Annotated in this window: 16 protein-coding genes, 3 tRNA genes and 2 pseudogenes; 14 read left to right on the top strand and 7 right to left on the bottom strand. The window is 69.2% G+C overall.

Features of this window, described 5'->3' with window-relative positions; all coding sequences use genetic code 11:
- Window positions 1-17 precede the first annotated feature (17 nt).
- Window positions 18-470 carry an NUDIX domain-containing protein gene (locus tag AB0O34_RS01805; protein ID WP_363911482.1) on the top strand — a complete coding sequence of 151 codons (453 nt, stop codon included), beginning with the start codon at window positions 18-20 and terminating at the stop codon, window positions 468-470.
- A gap of 18 nt (window positions 471-488) precedes the next feature.
- Here AB0O34_RS01805 and AB0O34_RS01800 read toward each other — a convergent pair whose 3' ends face one another.
- The gene (locus AB0O34_RS01800; RefSeq protein ID WP_363911480.1) at window positions 489-2189 is read right to left on the bottom strand and encodes a heparinase II/III family protein; all 1701 of its coding nucleotides are present in this window, start codon (window positions 2187-2189) and stop codon (window positions 489-491) included.
- Between the two features lie 147 nt (window positions 2190-2336).
- Between AB0O34_RS01800 and AB0O34_RS01795 the strand changes: the two are divergent.
- Window positions 2337-2522 (top strand): annotated as a pseudogene (locus AB0O34_RS01795) (WYL domain-containing protein); the annotation flags it as partial.
- Between the two features lie 210 nt (window positions 2523-2732).
- On the opposite strand, the gene AB0O34_RS01790 reads toward AB0O34_RS01795, so the two are convergent.
- Window positions 2733-3116: an antibiotic biosynthesis monooxygenase gene (locus AB0O34_RS01790; RefSeq protein WP_363911478.1), complete on the bottom strand. Its 384-nt coding sequence runs from the start codon at window positions 3114-3116 to the stop codon at window positions 2733-2735.
- A 185-nt stretch (window positions 3117-3301) separates the two neighbouring features.
- Here AB0O34_RS01790 and AB0O34_RS01785 point away from each other — a divergent pair, with 185 nt between their 5' ends.
- The 3 genes from AB0O34_RS01785 to gltX are packed head-to-tail and all read left to right on the top strand — an operon-like array spanning window position 3302 to window position 5822.
- The gene (locus AB0O34_RS01785) at window positions 3302-3595 is read left to right on the top strand and encodes a type B 50S ribosomal protein L31 (RefSeq protein ID WP_363911476.1); all 294 of its coding nucleotides are present in this window, start codon (window positions 3302-3304) and stop codon (window positions 3593-3595) included.
- Window positions 3596-3649: 54 nt separating this feature from the next.
- Entirely contained in the window at window positions 3650-4426 is a 777-nt protein-coding gene (locus AB0O34_RS01780; RefSeq protein WP_363911474.1) for a fumarylacetoacetate hydrolase family protein, read from the top strand.
- A gap of 19 nt (window positions 4427-4445) precedes the next feature.
- Window positions 4446-5822, top strand: a complete 1377-nt coding sequence (gene gltX / locus AB0O34_RS01775) for a glutamate--tRNA ligase (protein ID WP_363911593.1) — start codon at window positions 4446-4448, stop codon at window positions 5820-5822.
- Between the two features lie 84 nt (window positions 5823-5906).
- Here the strand turns inward: gltX and AB0O34_RS01770 are convergent, their stop codons facing one another.
- Window positions 5907-7904, bottom strand: coding sequence for a M3 family metallopeptidase (locus tag AB0O34_RS01770; RefSeq protein WP_363911472.1), 1998 nt, complete (start codon window positions 7902-7904; stop codon window positions 5907-5909).
- Window positions 7905-8121: 217 nt separating this feature from the next.
- Between AB0O34_RS01770 and AB0O34_RS01765 the strand changes: the two genes are divergently transcribed.
- The 4 genes and pseudogenes from AB0O34_RS01765 (at window position 8122) to AB0O34_RS01750 (ending at window position 8806) form a co-directional block, all read left to right on the top strand.
- Window positions 8122-8193: transfer RNA gene (locus AB0O34_RS01765), tRNA-Gln, on the top strand.
- Between the two features lie 116 nt (window positions 8194-8309).
- A pseudogene (locus tag AB0O34_RS01760) lies at window positions 8310-8405 on the top strand (DNA-binding response regulator); the annotation flags it as partial.
- 224 nt (window positions 8406-8629) lie between these two features.
- Window positions 8630-8705, top strand: a tRNA-Glu gene (locus tag AB0O34_RS01755).
- A 28-nt stretch (window positions 8706-8733) separates the two neighbouring features.
- A tRNA-Glu gene (locus AB0O34_RS01750) sits at window positions 8734-8806 on the top strand.
- Between the two features lie 116 nt (window positions 8807-8922).
- Here the strand turns inward: AB0O34_RS01750 and AB0O34_RS01745 are convergent.
- Window positions 8923-10560, bottom strand: coding sequence for a hypothetical protein (locus AB0O34_RS01745; RefSeq protein WP_363911470.1), 1638 nt, complete (start codon window positions 10558-10560; stop codon window positions 8923-8925).
- A 239-nt stretch (window positions 10561-10799) separates the two neighbouring features.
- Complete coding sequence (locus AB0O34_RS01740; protein ID WP_363911468.1) at window positions 10800-11516, bottom strand: IclR family transcriptional regulator; 717 nt, start codon at window positions 11514-11516, stop codon at window positions 10800-10802.
- 137 nt (window positions 11517-11653) lie between these two features.
- On the opposite strand from AB0O34_RS01740, the gene leuC reads away from it, so the two are divergent.
- The 4 genes from leuC to AB0O34_RS01720 all read left to right on the top strand — a co-directional run bounded on the left by leuC (window position 11654) and on the right by AB0O34_RS01720 (window position 14343).
- The gene (leuC, locus tag AB0O34_RS01735; RefSeq protein WP_363911466.1) at window positions 11654-13030 is read left to right on the top strand and encodes a 3-isopropylmalate dehydratase large subunit; all 1377 of its coding nucleotides are present in this window, start codon (window positions 11654-11656) and stop codon (window positions 13028-13030) included.
- Between the two features lie 19 nt (window positions 13031-13049).
- Window positions 13050-13637, top strand: a complete 588-nt coding sequence (gene leuD, locus AB0O34_RS01730) for a 3-isopropylmalate dehydratase small subunit (RefSeq protein ID WP_363911464.1) — start codon at window positions 13050-13052, stop codon at window positions 13635-13637.
- Window positions 13616-13876, top strand: a complete 261-nt coding sequence (locus AB0O34_RS01725) for a hypothetical protein (RefSeq protein WP_363911462.1) — start codon at window positions 13616-13618, stop codon at window positions 13874-13876. The genes leuD and AB0O34_RS01725 overlap by 22 nt, the downstream gene beginning before the upstream one ends.
- A 167-nt stretch (window positions 13877-14043) precedes the next feature.
- A complete protein-coding gene (locus tag AB0O34_RS01720) occupies window positions 14044-14343 on the top strand; it encodes an HU family DNA-binding protein (protein ID WP_363911460.1) in 300 nt (99 codons plus the stop codon).
- A 69-nt stretch (window positions 14344-14412) separates the two neighbouring features.
- On the opposite strand, the gene AB0O34_RS01715 is transcribed toward AB0O34_RS01720, so the two are convergent.
- Complete coding sequence (locus AB0O34_RS01715) at window positions 14413-14616, bottom strand: hypothetical protein (RefSeq protein ID WP_363911458.1); 204 nt, start codon at window positions 14614-14616, stop codon at window positions 14413-14415.
- A gap of 47 nt (window positions 14617-14663) precedes the next feature.
- Window positions 14664-15407 carry a TetR/AcrR family transcriptional regulator gene (locus tag AB0O34_RS01710; RefSeq protein WP_363911456.1) on the bottom strand — a complete coding sequence of 248 codons (744 nt, stop codon included), beginning with the start codon at window positions 15405-15407 and terminating at the stop codon, window positions 14664-14666.
- Window positions 15408-15639: 232 nt separating this feature from the next.
- Between AB0O34_RS01710 and AB0O34_RS01705 the strand changes: the two genes are divergently transcribed.
- Window positions 15640-17349 carry an MFS transporter gene (locus AB0O34_RS01705; protein ID WP_363911454.1) on the top strand — a complete coding sequence of 570 codons (1710 nt, stop codon included), beginning with the start codon at window positions 15640-15642 and terminating at the stop codon, window positions 17347-17349.

Here is a 17349-nt window from a genome sequence, read left to right as displayed (position 1 = left end):
CCACCGAAGGAATGAGCGTGAAAAAGCTGATCGTCCGGGTCTGGCGGCTTTTGCAGGGGCCGCTTCAGTGGTGGATTCTGTGGATCCGGCATGCCAAGTTCATGGTCGGGGTCACCGGGGTCGTGAGGGACGTCGACGGCAACGTGCTCTTGCTCAAGCACCGGTTCTGGCCGGAGGGCAGGCAGTGGGGGCTGCCGAGCGGCTATGCCGGCAAGGGCGAGACCTTCGAGGACACGATCGTCCGCGAGGTACGCGAAGAGGCGGGCTTGCACGTCCGTGTCGGGAGGCTCGCCCACCTCAAGAGCGGCTTCAACCTGCGGGTCGAAGTGGCGTACGAGGCCGAGGCGACCGGCGGCACGATCACCATCGACTCCTTCGAGATCCTGGAAGCGCGGTGGTTCTCACCGGACGACCTCCCGGAAGGCATCCAGGAGTCCCACCGTCTCCTGATCCACGCCAAGCAGGAGTGACCGATCCAGGCGCCGGTTCTACGACAGGTTTCCGGAGCTTGCTCGGAAGGAGGTCTCGCCGTCGGAGGTCTCGACCTTGACGCGGGTGCCGGAGCAGGTGATGTCGGGCTTGTCGGTGCCCGGGACGACAAGGGTGAGCAGGGCGCCCGCGGCGGGGGAGACCACCACCGAGGCGGGCACCTTCCCCATGTAGGACGGTGACACCCAGCCCTGGTACGGGTTCGTCTTGCCGCGCACGACCGACTGGCCGGAGATCGGCTTGCACGACGGCATCGCCAGCTGCACGAGCGTGGCCTTCCACCCCGACTTGTCCTTCACCACGACCTGGCCGCCGCTGGTGGACACCGGAGTGAGCGCCGGGTCGAGGTGCCAGTAGCTCCGCGCCTGCGCGCCGGACGGCACGGTGTCGAGCACCGCCATCAGGTCGTCACCGTGGTTGACCAGCACCGAGCGGGTACGGCTCACGCCGTAGGCCTTGTCGGTGAGCTTGTACGACTGCCGGTCGTCCTTGATCGAGGAGTGGGTCAGCGACGTGGCCGTACGACCCCGGAACGGCTTGCCGACGACGACCGGAACGTTGTGCGCCTCCGGGGACATCGTCCAGTAGCGGTAGGCGGTCTTCTCATAGGAATGGAAACCGGCCTCCACCAGAACGTCGTGGCCCTGCGCGTAGTAGGTCACGCCCATGTGGTCCTCGTGCCCGTGGAACTTCAGGGCCGGGCCGAACCGGATCGAGTAGTACGCCGACTCGGGCTTGTCCCACGCCGTACGGCCGAAGGCGTACCCCGCCCGGAAGACCTCCACGGTCTTCTTGGAGTGCTTGTACCCCGAGGGCTTGACGTCGGCGCCGCCGTCCCCGATCGGCACCATCAAGCCGTTCGGCTCGGTGGCGTGGGTGATGTACGCCTCCAGCGACTCCCAGCGCTTCTCAAGGTCGGACGGCACCTTGCGCCCGCAGTCGGTGATGGCCTCCATCCCGACCTTCAGCCGCTCGTGGACGTAGATGCCGTAGCGCGGAGCCTGTTCCTGGAGCGCGCCCTGCGAGTCGATGTCGAGCTTCACCGACCCGGTGATGCGCCGGATGGCGAGGTCGGTCCACTCCTTGTGCCCGGTACGGCAGCCGATGCGCAGTAGCGCTATGTCCTGGTCCATGCCGTGGTTGTGGCCCTTCTCGTACAGGGCCGGGTTCGACAGCATCTTGGCGTGGTCGGCGAGGCTGCTGGTGAGCCACGACGCCTTGACGTGCCTGCTCAGGCACACGAGCACAGGGGCGCGCAGTGCGATGGGGTGCTCGGCCCAGGCGTACTGGCTCGCGCTGGAGCTGCCGCGCGGGTTGCTCTCCACCCAGCTCTTGACCAGCTCGGTCGCGCGCTTGAGGTAGCTCTCCTCCCCGGAGGTCTCGTAGTCGGCGACGAGCCGGCCGACCCAGCGGAGCGAGGAGAAGACCATGTCCCAGGAGCGGTTCTTGTATGGGCTCCAGCGCCAGTTGATCGTCTTACCGATCTTGACGGGCGGGAGGTCGAGGAACTGGACCTCTCCCGACATGACCTGGGCGGAGGTCGGCGTGGCGGGCAGCCAGTCGCCCTGGCACTCCGCGCTGGGCTTCACGGCCGCCGTCGTGTCGAGGCGTCCGGCGACGGCCGGAGCCGCCTGGGTGATCCCGCCGCCGGTCAGGAGGAGGGTGAGGAGAAGACCGAGAGCTCGTGTGCGGCGGCGCACGCCAGTTCCTTCCGTGACCATAGTGGGGGCGGATCATGTTCACCGAATCCCACCAAATAGGTCAAGTCGCATGAGCCTCGTCGGCCACATCGTTAACAAGCAGATGCCGGAACCCCAGGTGATTCCCAGGTTCCGGGCGCAGGGGTGCTGACCGCCGTAGCCCAGGCCTGCCAGGACGAGGAACGGCTGCGCTTTTCGTACAAGGCGCGCGGGGGAGAGCTGGCCGACCGCCATGTCGAGCCCCACCGGCTGGTCTCACTGGGCCGTCGCTGGTACCTGGTCGCCTACGACCTGACCCGCCACGACTGGCGCATCTTCCGGCTCGACCGCCTCGGCGACCCGCGCAGCACCGCGGAGCGGGGCGTGGTGGGCGCGGAGTTCGAGGTGATCCCACCCGCCCGAGCTGGTCGGCCACCTCCGCGACTGGGCCGCCCGCTTCACCCGCGCCACCACCACCTGACCGGAGCCCGCCTCACGTACGCTGGCGTGCGCCCGCGTCTCCGTACGGACGCGCGGCAGGCCCGTCTCTCCGTACGGACGGTGTCACTTGCGGCCGGCGCTCTGCACGACCTCGAAGGACCACAGCTCGGAGCCCGTCGCGGCCGGGCCCTGGCCGTGGCCGTGCCCCTGGCCCGCCGCCTGGCCGTGCCCGTGGCCCTCGCCCTGCGCCTCGCCCCGCGCCTCGGCCGCCGCGCGCGCGTGGCCGGCCTGGAACGCCTGGCTCTCCTGCCAGCGCTGGAAGTCCTCCTCGCTGCGCCAGCGCGTGTACACGAGATAGCGGTCGGTGCCCTCGACGGGCCTGAGCAGCTCGAACCACTCGAAGCCGTCGGACGACTCGACCATCCCGGCGCGGTTACCGAAGCGGTGTTCAAGCGCCTCGCGCATCTCGGCCGGGACGGTCAGCGCGTTGATCTTCACAACAGACATGTCCACTCCTCGTCAGGCGTGCTCGTACTCCTCGCCCGGCCGCCGTGGACGGTTCCGAGCCCGGTAACGCCACCCTACGATCACATGCCCTCGCCCGTACGGCTCCCGCCCGTCCCGCCACCGATACCGAGCGTAAGCTGGGGAAATATGCGTGGTACCCGTAGATTTCCCGGAGGGCGGTGGCCATGAAGAAGGGCATCCATCCCGATTACCACCCGGTCGTCTTCCGCGACCCGAGCGCGAACTTCGCCATCCTCACCCGCTCGACCATCCGGAGCGACAAGACCATCGAGTGGTCGGACGGCAAGGTGTACCCCGTCGTCGACGTGGACGTCTCCTCGGCGAGCCATCCGTTCTACACCGGCCGCAGCCGCGTGATGGACACCGCCGGCCGGGTGGAGCGCTTCAGGCAGCGGTACGCCGGGCGCGGCGGCCGGCCGGGCGCGGGTCCCGAGCCGGAGGAGCCTGCCGAGGGCTGACGTCCGCCCACGGTGGTGTCCTTGCGGGTCGGCGGGCGGCACTAGCCTTGTGGGGTGCGTATCGCAAGGTTCTCCACAGGTGAAGGTGTCGCGTTCGGCGTGGTCGAGGGCGCTCACGGTGAGGAGTTCGTCTCCCGGGTCGCCGGGCACCCGTTCGGCGAGATCCAGTTCACCGGCGAGCGTTATCCGCTCCAGGAAGTGCGCCTCGTGACGCCGATGCTGCCGAGCAAGGTCATCGCGATCGGCAAGAACTACGCCGAGCATGCCCGCGAGATGGGCGGCGAGCCCCCGGCCGAGCCGCTGATCTTCAGCAAGCCGTCCACGTCGGTGATCGGCCACGGCGAGGCGATCATGTACCCCCACAAGCTCTCCGAGCGGGTCGACTACGAGGGCGAGTTGGCCGTGGTGATCGGCCGCCTCTGCCGCGAGGTGCCGGTCCAGCGGGCCCACGAGGTCATCTTCGGATACACCTGCGCGAACGACGTCACCGCCCGTGACCTCCAGCGGAAGGACGGGCAGTGGACCAGAGCCAAGGGCTTCGACACGTTCTGCCCGCTCGGCCCGTGGATCCAGACTGAGCTCGACCCCTCCGACCTTGCGATCACGACCACCGTGAACGGCGAGCTCAAGCAGAGCGCGCGCACATCCCAGCTCATCCACGACATCCCGAAGCTGATCGCCTACATCACCGAAGTCATGACCCTCATCCCGGGCGACGTGATCCTCACCGGCACGCCGGAGGGGGTCGGCCCGCTCGATGACGGCGACGAGGTCAGTGTGGGCATCGAAGGCATCGGCACTCTCACGAACCGGGTGGTTCCCCGTGACTGATCTCCAGGCCGAGCCCTCCATGAGGGTGCGTTTCGCTCCGTCCCCGACCGGGATGTTCCACGTGGGCGGCGCCCGTTCGGCGCTGTTCAACTGGGCGCTCGCCGAGCAGTCGGGCGGCCGGTTCGTCCTGCGGGTGGAGGACACCGACGCCGCGCGCAACCGTCCCGAGTGGACCGAGGGCATCATGTCGGCCCTCGCCTGGATCGGCATCAACGGCGACTCCCCGCACTTCGAGGGGCCGTACTTCCAGTCGGCGTACGAGGAGCAGCACCGCGCCGCCGCGGCCAAGCTGGTCGCGGACGGCAAGGCGTACCACTGCACCTGCACCCGTGACGACGTCAAGGCGCGCACGGGGTCGGAGCACCAGGGGTACGACGGGTTCTGCCGCGACCGCGGGCTCTCCGAGGGGGCGGTACGCTTCCGCACGCCCGACAAGAGCGTGACCGTCATCGACGACCTGGTCCGCGGCCGGGTGGAGTTCCCGAACCAGGCCATCGAGGACTTCGTCATCGCCCGGGGCGACGGATCCCCGCTGTTCGTCCTCGCCAACGTGGTCGACGACATCGAGATGCGGATCACGCACGTCGTCCGCGCCGAGGAGCACCTGTCGAACACCCCCAAGCAGCAGTTGCTGTGGGAGGCGCTCGGCGTGACCCCGCCGACGTGGGCGCACGTGCCCGTCATCGTCAACGAGAAGCGGCAGAAGCTCTCCAAGCGCCGCGACAAGGTGGCGCTGGAGTCCTACCGCGACGAGGGCTACCTTCCCGAGGCCATGGTCAACTACCTCATGCTGCTCGGCTGGGGGCCCGGGGACGACCGTGAGATCATGCCGTGGTCCGAGATGGTGCCGCTGTTCAAGCTCTCCGACGTGAACCCCTCCCCGGCGTTCTTCGACGAGAAGAAGCTGCGGGCGTTCAACGGGGAGTACATCCGGGCGCTACCGGTCGAGGTCTTCATCAGGCGCTGCGAGCCCTGGCTCGACGAGAGCTGGGGCCGCGAGACCTTCGCCAAGGTCGCGCCGCTGGCCCAGACGCGTATCGCGGTGCTGTCCGAGATCACGGCCAACGTCGACTTCCTCTTCCTGGACGAGCCGGTCTTCGACCAGGCGAGCTGGGACAAGGCGATGAAGCCCGGCGCCGAGTACATCTTGACCGGCTACCTCGCGCGGCTGGAGACCGTCTCCTTCGACCCCGAGTCGCTGAAGGCCGCGCTTGAGGAGGTCGGCACCGAGCACGGGCTGAAGCTCGGCAAGGCCCAGGCACCGGTCCGCGTCGCGATCACCGGCCGCACGGTGGGGCTTCCGCTGTTCGAGTCGATCGAGGTGCTGGGCCGCGAGAAGGCCCTGGAGCGGCTGCGCACGGCCCTGGCGAAGCTCCAGGGACAGACCCAGGCCTGAGAGGCCGCACACCCATGCCCGCGGCGGAGACGGCCGTCCGCTCCGCCGCGGCACGCTGGTGAACGCCGCCCGGCTTCGAAGGGCCTACAGAAGACCGCGGCGCTCCAGCAGGGGCTCCAGGCGTGGGTCGCGGCCGCGGAAGCTCCTGAAGGCCGTCATGGCGTCCACGCTGCCGCCCTTGGAGAGCAGCTCGCGGCGGAAGGTGTCGCCGTTCTCCCTGGACAGGCCGCCGTTCTCCTTGAACCACTCCACGGTGTCGGCGTCCAGGATCTCGCTCCAGATGTAGGAGTAGTAGCCCGCGCTGTAGCCGCCGGCCCAGATGTGGGCGAAGTACGTGCTGCGGTAGCGCGGCGGCACCAGCGGCAGGTCGACGTTGGCCTCGCGCAGCGCCCGCCTCTCGAACTCCTCGGGGTCGTCCCCCGGCTCGCTGTCGAGGGTGTGCCACGCCCAGTCGAGCAGGGTGGCGGCGAGGTACTCCACCGTCTCGAAGCCCTGGTTGAACTTCTGCGCCTCCAGCATCCGGTCGACCAGGTCCTGCGGCATCGGCTCGCCGGTCTCGTGGTGGCGGGCGTAGTTGGCCAGCACCTCGGGCCAGACCGCCCACATCTCGTTGACCTGCGACGGGTACTCGACGAAGTCGCGCGGCACCGCCGTGCCCGAGAAGCGGGGGAACTGGACGGCGGAGAACAGCCCGTGCAGCGCGTGCCCGAACTCGTGGAACATCGTGTTGACCTGGTCGAAGGTCATGAGCGTCGGCTCGCCGGGTGGCGGCTTGACGATGTTGAGGTTGTTGACCACCACGGGCCGCGTTCCTTCGAGGTCCGACTGCTTGACCAGGCTGTTCATCCACGCGCCGCCGCGCTTGGACTCCCTGGCGTAGAAGTCGCCGAGGAACAGGCCGAGCGGCGAGCCGTTCTCGTCCGACACCTCGAAGACCCGCACGTCGGGGTGGTATCCCACCAGATCGGAGCGCTCGCTGAAGCTCAGCCCGTACAGCTTGCCCGCCGCGTGGAACACCCCGTCGCGCAGCACCCGGTTCAGCTCGAAGTACGGCCGCATCTGCCGGCTGTCGATCGCGTAGCGGGCCTCGCGCACCTTCTCGGCGTAGAAGGACCAGTCCCAGGCCGCGATGTCGAAGCCGGCCGTCTCGCGCAGCTCGCCCGCCTCCCGGTGGGCGTTCGCCACGGCGGCCGGGGTGAGCTTGCCGAGCATCTCGGTGACGGCCTCGGTGCCGGGCGCGGTCTGGTCGGCGACGACGTACGCGGCGTGGCTGGCGTAGCCGAGGAGCGCCGCCCGCTCGGCCCTGAGCCTTGCCATGCGGACGACCAGCTCGGCGTTGTCGCGAAGGCCCCTCTCGGTGGACGCCTTGTGGATGCGCTCGCGTAGTTCGCGGTTGTTGAGCTCGGTCAGTACGGGCTGGCCGCTGGGCAGCACGAGCGTGAGGACGTACTTGCCCTCGAGCCCGCGCGACTTGGCGGTCTCGGCGGCGGCCCTGATCGCGTCGTCGGACAGCCCGTCGAGCTCGGCGGCGTCCTCGACCACGATCGCCGAGGCGTTGGTGTCGGCCAGCAGGTTCTGCTCGAACTGGGTCGAGAGGGTGGACAGCTCCTCGTTGAGGCTCCTGAGCCGCTCCTGGTCCGCGGAGCCCAGCTCGGCGCCCGCGCGGACGAAGTCGGTGACGTAGCGCTCCAGCAGCCACTTCTGCTCGGGGTCCAGCTCGCCGGCGGAGATCGCCTTGATCCGGGGGAAGAGCCGCGTGTTGAGGTGGATCGCGTCGCTGTGCTGGGCGAGCTTGGGGGTGACGTCCTTCTGGATCGCCTGGACGGCCGGGTTGGTGTCCGAGGAGGCCTGGTTGAAGAACACCGTGGAGACGCGGTGAAGGATCTTGCCCGACCGTTCGAGCGCGGCCACCGTGTTGTCGAAGGTCGGCGGATCGGCGCTGCCGGCGATGGCCTCGACCTCCGCGAGCTGCTCGGCCATGCCGCGTTCGAAGGCCGGCGCGTAGTGCTCCTCGCGGATCTCCGCGAACGGCGGCAGCTCGTAGGGCAGGGCACTCGGGACGAAGAAGGGGTTCTCGGTCAACGCGCGGGCTCCTCACGTGGCAAAGGCTCTTCCTTGCAGCGTTACACAGCCGGGCCGGTGCTCGGCACTCCTAACCGGGGATCGGCCGCCACCGGGCCGGATACAGGGCTCACCAGGGGTGATCCGCCGCTTCGGCAATCGTTTTGGTCTTGGCCCCCAAGCTGGGCTATTCTTTCGGAGTCGCAAGCGAGCCTGGCAACAAGCGGGCCGCGAGCAATGGGGTATGGGGTAATTGGCAGCCCGGCTGATTCTGGTTCAGCTAGTCTAGGTTCGAGTCCTGGTACCCCAGCAGGTTTTCCTGTGCAGCGCCTATGCCTTCACGAAGGCATAGGCGTTTTTGTTTGGGCGCGTGGCCGGCGCGCACGGTGCGCACGTCGAAGCGGTTGCCGGGCGTCAGCCTTGTGCCCCCCGCGGGTGCTGACCACGTTCGACGCCGACGGCGACGTCTTCCCCGCCCTGGAGGCCGGCGCGATCGGCTACCTGCTCAAGGACACGCCACCGAGGAGCCATGCTCGACGTCCGTGATCGGGCCTCCGCCGTCGCCGAGACGTATCGCCGAGGGCTTCTCGGCCCGGCCGGACCAGGCCCGGGGGCGTGAACCGTGCGGGGGCCGGGGAATCGGTTTGGCCGTGGTCTGGAGGGTGCGGTAGAGTTACGCCCGTTGCCAAGGCGTCCGCAGGGGCGCCTCCGTCGGTTCAGAATCCGGTTCCGGCAGGCAGTGGCAAGGTCCCGTCGTCTAGTGGCCTAGGACGCCGCCCTCTCAAGGCGGTAACGCCGGTTCGAATCCGGTCGGGACTACCACACTGCCACCCAGGTCATGCAGCAACCTGGCTCCGTCGTCTAGTGGCCTAGGACGCCGCCCTCTCAAGGCGGTAGCGCCGGTTCGAATCCGGTCGGGGCTACAGATCGGGAACCCTCGGGAGTAATACTTCCGAGGGTTTTTTCGTGTTCATCGCAAAAACATCGGGTGCGTCACCGTCCGGCGGCGACGCACCCGCTACCCGGGCGGTGGGCGAGGCTACTCGCGGCCGGCTCCTCCAGAACGCACCTTGAACAGGGCGCGCTTGGCCGCCTTGGCCACCTGCTTGTCGGGGTGGGCCTCGCTGATGGCCTCCAGCAGCTCCTCGACGTGCGGGTGGGGCACCTTCCAGATCACTTCGAGCAGGCTGCTCAGCACCGGCGAGGGGCCGATGTCGTGCAGGCTGCTGACGAACTCGGGCCGGCCCAGGCCCGCCGAGATCGTCCACATGTCGAGGATCAGCCAGTGCGTGTCGCTCTGGCTTGGCTCCGGCGCGTCCTCGACGCCGAGCTGGGCGAGGTGCGTCGCGGCGTACGGCCGCAGTGACGGCTCGTTGAGCGCCTCCTGCCAGGCCGGGACGGCGACGGGCCCGAGGGACCCCACAAGGCTGGCCGCCTGGACCCTGATGAGCGCGTCCGCCTCGTCCTCCGCGGCGGCCTCCAGCAGCTCCTCGGCGGCCGTGGCGGGCTGGCGCAGCTTCATCCAGGCGGCGAACTCGGAGTCCGCCTCCTCCTCGGGCAGGTCGGCGCTGAACGACAGGAGGTCGAGTGCGGTCATCGCGTCGATCGCGGGGCGCGCGTCCACCTCGATGTCGTCGTCGTCCAGCAGGTGGACCACGCCTTCGGTGCCGAGCGGCGTGAGCCGTACCTGGTCGTCGGACACGGTCACCATGCCGAAGCCGGACAGCCACTCGAGGACGGGGGCGAGCGGGTCGCCGGCCTCGGCCCACGCGGTGGCGCCGAGGTCGTCGAACTCGGCGGCGGCCTCGGCCAGCTCCTCGCGCAGGTCGTCGACCGGGCGCTCGCCGCCCGCGACCAGCAGCCTGATCAGCAGCGCGCGGGTGAGCCCGGACAGGGCGAGGGTCAGATCGTCGTCGTCGAGCTCGGGGTCGCCGTAGTCGACCGAGTGCAGGCCGAGCATCCAGGCGTCGAGGACGTCCTCGTCGTTCTCGAACGGCCAGGCTGCGGTGTCCTCGTCGACGCTGACGGTGTCCTCCCCGTCGGGGGTGAGGAACTCCAGGTCGACGGCGAGATTCCAGAGGTTCCACAGAGCGGGGACCTCGTGGGCGAGCGGCTCCTCGGCGGGCTCGGAAAGCCCGACGACGGCCAGGGCCTGGCGGATCTCCTCGTCGCTCAGCAGGGTGTCCTCGCCGACCTTGCGCGATTTGCCCACCCAGACCGCCAGGTCACGGGCCTTGAAGATCAGCGGCACCTCGCGGGCGGCCGAGGCCAGCTCGGCGTCGGGGCGCAGGCGGATGGTCGGGAGGTCGGCGAGCTCGTCGGCGAAGGGCTCGAAGTCGCCGAGGCCCTCCACCTCCTCCTCGTCGAGGTCTTCCTCTTCCTCGTCCCAGTCGCGCTCGCCGAGGACCTCCTCCATCGCCTCGACGAAGTCGTCCTCGACCGCGTCGAGCTCGTCGAGCAGGTCGTCGAGGCTGTCGGAGCCCTTCACCAGCCGGCCCGTGTCGGAGAGGAAGGTGAGGTAGGAGCGCACGGCCGGGATCATGCCGTCGGCCGCGGCGTCGGGATCCTCGACGACCTGGGGCATGCGTTCCACCAGGACCGGGCGGAGATCGTCGCGCTTCCACAGGTGGACGTCGTCTCGAGCGATCAGGCGGTGCCAGAGAGCGGCGGGTCCCACCAGGTCGGGATCACTGTCCGGTGCGTTGTCTGATGCCCAGAGAATGAACTCTTGAAGGAGGGGACGCAGCTCCGTTGCCGCTGCCTCGATGCGATCTGTCACTCCGCCAGGCTAGTGCTTGGCGGCGGCCGTCTCTAATCAGTTCGCACTGCTTCGACGCCCAATCGGTCAGCACATGTCCGATTGGCGGGTCCGGTCACGGCCAGTTGGCACAATGCTTACCCCAAGATGACGGGAGGTCAGTTCGCCCGGCGCATGGCCTCGGTGATGCGTTCGGCGGCGGCGACCACCGGAGCGGCGTGAATGCGGCCGGGCGTCCGGGTGAGACGCTCGATGGGCCCGGAGACCGAAACCGCGGCGATGACCTTGCCGCCCACGCCCCTGATGGGGGCCGAGACGCTGGCGACGCCCTGCTCGCGCTCGCCGACGCTGTGGGCCCAGCTCCGCCTGCGCACGCTGGCCAGGGTGGCCGCGGTGAACTTGGCGCCGCGCAGGCCGCGGTGCAGGCGGTCGGGCTCCTCCCAGGCCAGCAGGATCTGGGCGGCGGACCCGGCGGTCATGGGGAGGGAGCTGCCCACGGGCACCGTGTCGCGCAGCCCGCTCGCGCGCTCGGCGGCGGCCACGCACACGCGCTCGTCGCCCTGCCTGCGGTAGAGCTGCGCGCTCTCACCGGTCAGGTCGCGCAGATGGGTCAGGACGGGGGAGGCGACGGCGAGCAGGCGGTCCTCGCCGGCCGCGGTGGACAACTCGGACAACCGGGGCCCGAGGATGAAGCGGCCCTGCGTGTCGCGGGACACGATGCGGTGGTGCTCCAGGGCGACCGCCAGGCGGTGGGCGGTGGGGCGGGCCAACCCCGTGGCCTGCACGAGCTGTGCCAGGGAGGCGGGGCCGGCCTCAAGAGCGTTAAGCACGAGCACGGCCTTGTCCAGTACGCCGACTCCGCTAGAGTTGTCCATACCCCGATACTGCCGTCTCGCTATCCGAGATGCAACTGGCATTCGGGGGAGGGATGGGTAGGCTGTCCATATCCCGAAATTACCGTCTTATCATATGAGACGTCCCCAGGGATGTAACGCAAGGAGGCGTTCACGACATGGGTCGCACACTGGCTGAGAAAGTATGGGAGCAGCACGTCGTCCGCCGAGCCGACGGCGAGCCCGACCTGCTCTACATCGACCTCCACCTCATCCACGAGGTGACCAGCCCGCAGGCGTTCGACGGCCTGCGCCTGGCAGGGCGGAAGGTGCGCCGGCCCGACCTGACGATCGCCACCGAGGACCACAACGTGCCCACGGTGCTCGGCCCGATCGCCGACCCCGTGTCGAAGGCGCAGGTGGAGACCCTCCGCAAGAACGCCGCCGAGTTCGGTGTCCGGCTGCACCCCATGGGCGACGCCGGCCAGGGCGTGGTGCACATCATCGGCCCGCAGTTCGGGCTCACGCAGCCGGGCATGACGGTCGTCTGCGGCGACTCCCACACCTCCACCCACGGCGCCTTCGGAGCCCTCGCCTTCGGCATCGGCACCTCCGAGGTGGAGCACGTGCTGGCCACCCAGACCCTCCCGGCCTACCGGCCGAAGACGATGGCCATCGAGGTCTCCGGCGAGCTGCCGTTCGGCGTCACCGCCAAGGACCTGATCCTCGCCATCATCGCCAAGATCGGCACCGGCGGCGGCCAGGGCCACATCGTCGAGTACCGGGGCCAGGCCATCCGCGACCTCTCCATGGAGGGGCGGATGACGGTCTGCAACATGTCCATCGAGGCGGGCGCCCGGGCCGGCATGATCGCCCCCGACGAGACGACCTTCGAGTACCTCAAGGGCCGCAAGCACGCGCCCTCCGGCCAGGCGTGGGACGCCGCCGTCGAGTACTGGAAGTCGCTCAGGACCGACGACGACGCCGTGTTCGACACGGTGGTCGAGATCGACGCCTCCACGCTGTCGCCGTTCGTGACGTGGGGCACCAACCCCGGCCAGGGAGCGCCGCTCCGCGACGCCATCCCGGCTCCCGAGGAGACCTCCGACCCGGCCGCCGCCCAGCGGGCGCTCGACTACATGGGCCTGCGCGCCGGCACCCCGCTCAGCGAGATCCAGGTGGACACCGTCTTCGTCGGCTCGTGCACCAACGGCCGGCTGGAGGACCTTCGCGCCGTGGCCGACGTGCTGCGCGGCCGCACGGTCACGGCCCGCACGCTGATCGTGCCGGGTTCGATGCAGGTCAAGGCCGATGCGGAGGCCGAGGGCCTTCACGAGATCTTCAAGGCCTCGGGCGCCGAGTGGCGCGAGGCGGGCTGCTCCATGTGCCTCGGCATGAACCCCGACACCCTCGCCCCGGGCGAGCGCAGCGCGTCCACCTCCAACCGCAACTTCGAGGGTCGCCAGGGCAAGGGCGGGCGCACCCACCTCGTGTCGCCGGCGGTCGCCGCCGCCTCCGCCGTGACCGGCCGTCTCACCGCGCCGGCCGACCTCTGAGAGCTTGGGAACGATAAAAATGGACGCCTTCACCACGCACACCGGCACGGCCGTGCCCCTGCGCCGCAGCAACGTGGACACCGACCAGATCATCCCCGCCGTGTGGCTCAAGCAGGTCAGCCGCACGGGGTTCGAGAAGGGCCTGTTCGCCGCCTGGCGTGAGGACCCCGCCTTCGTGCTGAACAACCCCGTCTACGAGGGCGCCTCGATCCTGGTGGCCGGGCCCGACTTCGGCACCGGCTCCTCGCGCGAGCACGCCGTCTGGGCGCTCCAGCAGTACGGCTTCCGCGCCGTGATCGCCGCCCGGTTCGGCGACATCTTCCGCAACAACTCCACCAAGATGGGCCTGCTGCCGATCGTCCTGCCGGCGGACACCGTCGAGGCGCTGCAGGCGGCCATCGAGGCCGATCCCGCCACCGAGGTGACCGTCGACCTGCGCGAACGCCAGGTGCGCTGGGGCGGCGAGCCGGCCGGCTTCGAGATCGACGACTACACCCGCTGGCGGCTCCTGGAAGGCCTCGACGACATCGGGCTGACCCTGCGTCACGCGGACGACGTCGCGGCGTACGAGAATGGTCGGCAGCCATGGCTGCCGACGACCGTTTGACCGATCCCGCGAGCCCCGAGGACGAGCTGGCGCGGCGGTTGCGCGACGCCTACCGCCGCGTGAGCGCCGCGAGGCTTCCCCCTGAGGAGAAAGAGCGGGTCGCGAGGAGGTTTGTGGCGATTTGCGACCTCGCAAAGCGGGACGTCGATCACGCTGACGCCCGTCTGGACGCCTTTCTCGCTGATCTGGAAGAGGATTCCGACACGCCGCGTAGGCGAAACATTGCGGAATGTGATTGAGTCCTGGACGTGTGTCCCCTAATTTCAAGCGGGTAAGGGGTTTCTGACCGTTGACTGGTGGGTGCGTGCCGAAACCCCGCGCTTGGCCACACCGGGTGAGGCGGGGTACGGGCACTGCCCGCCGCAGCGCTCATCCTCAGACAGCGGTAACAGGGGGAGCAACCTAGATGAACAAGCGAGAACTCGTGGACGCGATCGCAGATCGGGTCGGCGACAGGAAGACGGCCACAGAGGCCGTGAACGCGATAATCGAGGCCATCCAGCACGCTGTCTCGAACGGGGAGAAGGTTTCGATCACGGGCTTCGGCGCGTTCGAGATGGCGCACAAGCCGGCCCGCCAGGCAAGGAACCCGTCGACGGGGGAGCCCATCAAGGTCTCCGAGAGCTGGGGACCGAAGTTCCGTGCCGGCGCCGACTTCAAGGATCAGGTCAACGCGGCGGGAAAGAAGGCCGCCAAGAAGAAGTGACGCCTTACCGGCTCACCTGCGCGCCCGGAAACCCCGCCAGGGGTTCCGGGCGTCGCCGTGCCGGGCCGGTCACTCCGGCAGGGGGAAGGTCGAGAGGGTGATCGCGGTGATGGCGTCGCCCTCGACGCGGATGTTCACCCGCTGGCCAGAGCGCAGCAGCCGCAGCGGCCCCGCGTCGAAGGCGGCGGCGCCGAACGGCAGCTCGGTCCCGTCGTCGAGGAAGACCGAGCCCGAACGGGTTTCGAGGTCGAAGACGCGCACCGTTGCCTGCACGCCGGCCAGCTTACAGCGCGGGAAATCGCCGCACCGGAGACAGGCGCTCAGGCCGGGTCGCGCGGCTGGACGTACGACGCCAGGCCCCGCAGGATGATCTCCAGGCCAAGCTCGAACCTGGAGTCGTTGGTGTCGTGGAACATCATGCGGGACAGCTCGACCAGGTTCGGGAACCGGTCGGCGGGGAGCGCGTCGAAGTACTCCTTGAGCGTGACCTGCATCTCGTCCCACGTGTCCGCCTGGGTGGTGCGGCGGCGCTCCTCCCACATGCTCTCCTCGAAGGCGAACCCGTCCATGTACGTGGAGATCATGTCGCCCGCCGCCGCGACCACCTTGTCGGGCAGCCCGGCGCTGCGCAGGATCGCCATCAGGCGCTCGACATGGGGGAGCAGCTCGGGGGTGAAGGGCACGTGGGCCATGGAGATGCGGGCCATGTCACGGTGCTCCAGGAGCCGCGCCCGGCCGCGCCTCGCGTAGTCCTTGATCTGCTCCTGCCAGTTCGCGGGGTCGGGATCGGGCAGCTCGTAGCCGTCGAACAGCCGCGCGTACATGTGCTGGAAGAGCTCGTCCTTGCTCTCCACGTGGGCGTACAGCGCCGAGACGGCCACGCCCAGCTCGGCCGCCACCTGGCGCATGCTCAGCCTGTCGAAGCCCTCGCGGTCGAGCACGACGAACGCCGCGTCGACGATGCGCTCGCGCGTCAGCGGCACGCGAACCGCGGCCGGCCGCTTGCGGGCCCGTTCCCAGGGAGCGACAGGCATGTTCTGGTCGTCGTGCCCTGGCCCGCTCATGCGTCACCGCTCCTTGAAGTCCGTGGTGATCGAGTCTAGTTGCCTGGGTGAACAGTGCTCGCCCGACTAGAACGCCACTCAATTTCGCGATATATCTTGTCTGTCCGGCACATGCGATATATCTTGAGAACGCCGCACTTGCTGATGAACGTCGTTCAATGATAGAACACTGCTCGAAACAAGTGAACACTGTTCTGCGAGCGTAGACGACGCTCGGTCCTGAGGAGCCCGCATGACAACGACAGACACCTCCCTGAAGGGATCACCGCCCGAGACGGCGCCATACCGGTGGCGCTGGGTGGCCCTCTTCGTCATCCTCGCCGCCGAGGTGATGGACCTGCTCGACGCCATGGTCACCAACATCGCCGCGCCCACCATCCGCGCCGAGCTGGGCGGCAGCGCCGCGATCATCCAGTGGCTCGGCGCCGCCTACACGCTGTCGATGGCCGTCGGCCTGATCACCGGCGGCAGGCTCGGCGACATCTTCGGCCGCAGGAAGATGTTCATCATCGGCGCCGTGGGCTTCACCGTGGGGTCGCTGCTGTGCGCGATCGCCCAGGGGCCCGAGCTGCTGGTCGCCGCCCGGGTCGTCCAGGGGCTGTTCGGCGCGGTCATGCTCCCGCAGGGGCTCGGCATGATCAAGGAGATGTTCCCGCCCAAGGAGATGCAGAAGGCGTTCGGCATGTTCGGGCCCGTCATGGGCCTCTCCTCGGTCGGCGGCCCGATCCTGGCCGGCTGGCTGATCGACGCCGACTTCTTCGGCACCGGCTGGCGCATGATCTTCCTGATCAACCTGCCGCTCGGCGTCGCCGCGGTGATCGGCGGGTCGCGGTTCCTGCCCGAGTCGCGCTCCCCGCACCCGCTGAAGCTCGACTTCGCGGGCGTGGTGCTCGCCTCGGTGGCCGGCCTGCTGCTGGTCTTCCCGCTGGTCCAGGGCCGGGAGCACGACTGGCCGCTCTGGTCGTTCCTGATGATCGGCGCGTCCGTCGTGGTCTTCGCGGCCTTCGGCTGGTTCGAGTCGCGCAAGAGCAGGAACGGTGGCGACCCGCTCATCGTGCCCAGCCTGTTCCGCAAGCGCGCCTTCACCGGCGGCCTGGTCACGGGCCTGGTCTTCTTCTCGGGCATGGTCGGCTTCTCGCTGGTCTTCAACCTCTACACCCAGCTCGGCCTCGGGTACTCGACGCTGAAGGCCGGCCTGTCGATGGTGCCGTGGTCGCTCGGCATGGTCGTCGGCTTCGGCCTCTCCCAGCCCCTCCAGAAGTACGGCCGCAAGCTGCTGCACGGGGGCACGCTGGTCATGGCCGCCGGCGTGCTGGCCATTCTGGTGACGCTGAACATCTCCGGCGTCGGCGTGACGCCGTGGCAGCTCGCCCCGGCGCTGCTCGCGACGGGCATCGGCATGGGCATGCTGATGGCGCCGTTCTTCGACATCGTGCTCGCCGGGGTGGAGGACCACGAGACCGGCTCGGCATCCGGCTCGCTGACGGCGGTCCAGCAGCTCGGCAGCGCCTTCGGCGTGGCGCTCCTCGGCACGGTGTTCTTCGGGCTCCTCGGCGGCGGCGTCGCCACCGCCGCGGACGACGTCACACCGAAGCTCCGCTCCGACCTCGCCGCCGTGCAGGTCACCGGGCCCGCGCAGGATCGGATCGTCACCGGGCTGCGCGCCTGCGGGCACGATCGCGCGGTCGCCAAGGACCAGGCCGAGGTTCCCGCGTCCTGCGCGCGGCTGGAGGCCGACGCCAGGGCGGCGGCGACGTCCCCCGAGAGCGGTGGCGCCATCCAGAAGGCGGTTATGACGGCCGGCGCCGAGGCGGGCAAGGAGGGCTTCAGCGAGGCGATGAAGACCGTCCTGTGGGTCGTGGACGGCATGCTGCTGCTGACGTTCCTGGTGGCGTTCCTGCTGCCGAAACACGCTCGTGAGGGCGACGCCATCGGCCACTGA

This window comes from Sphaerisporangium sp. NPDC088356 (assembly GCF_040685555.1).
Lineage (GTDB): Bacteria > Actinomycetota > Actinomycetes > Streptosporangiales > Streptosporangiaceae > Sphaerisporangium.
Note: the sequence above shows the minus strand (reverse complement) of the source record. Positions and strands in the feature narration are given on the sequence as shown.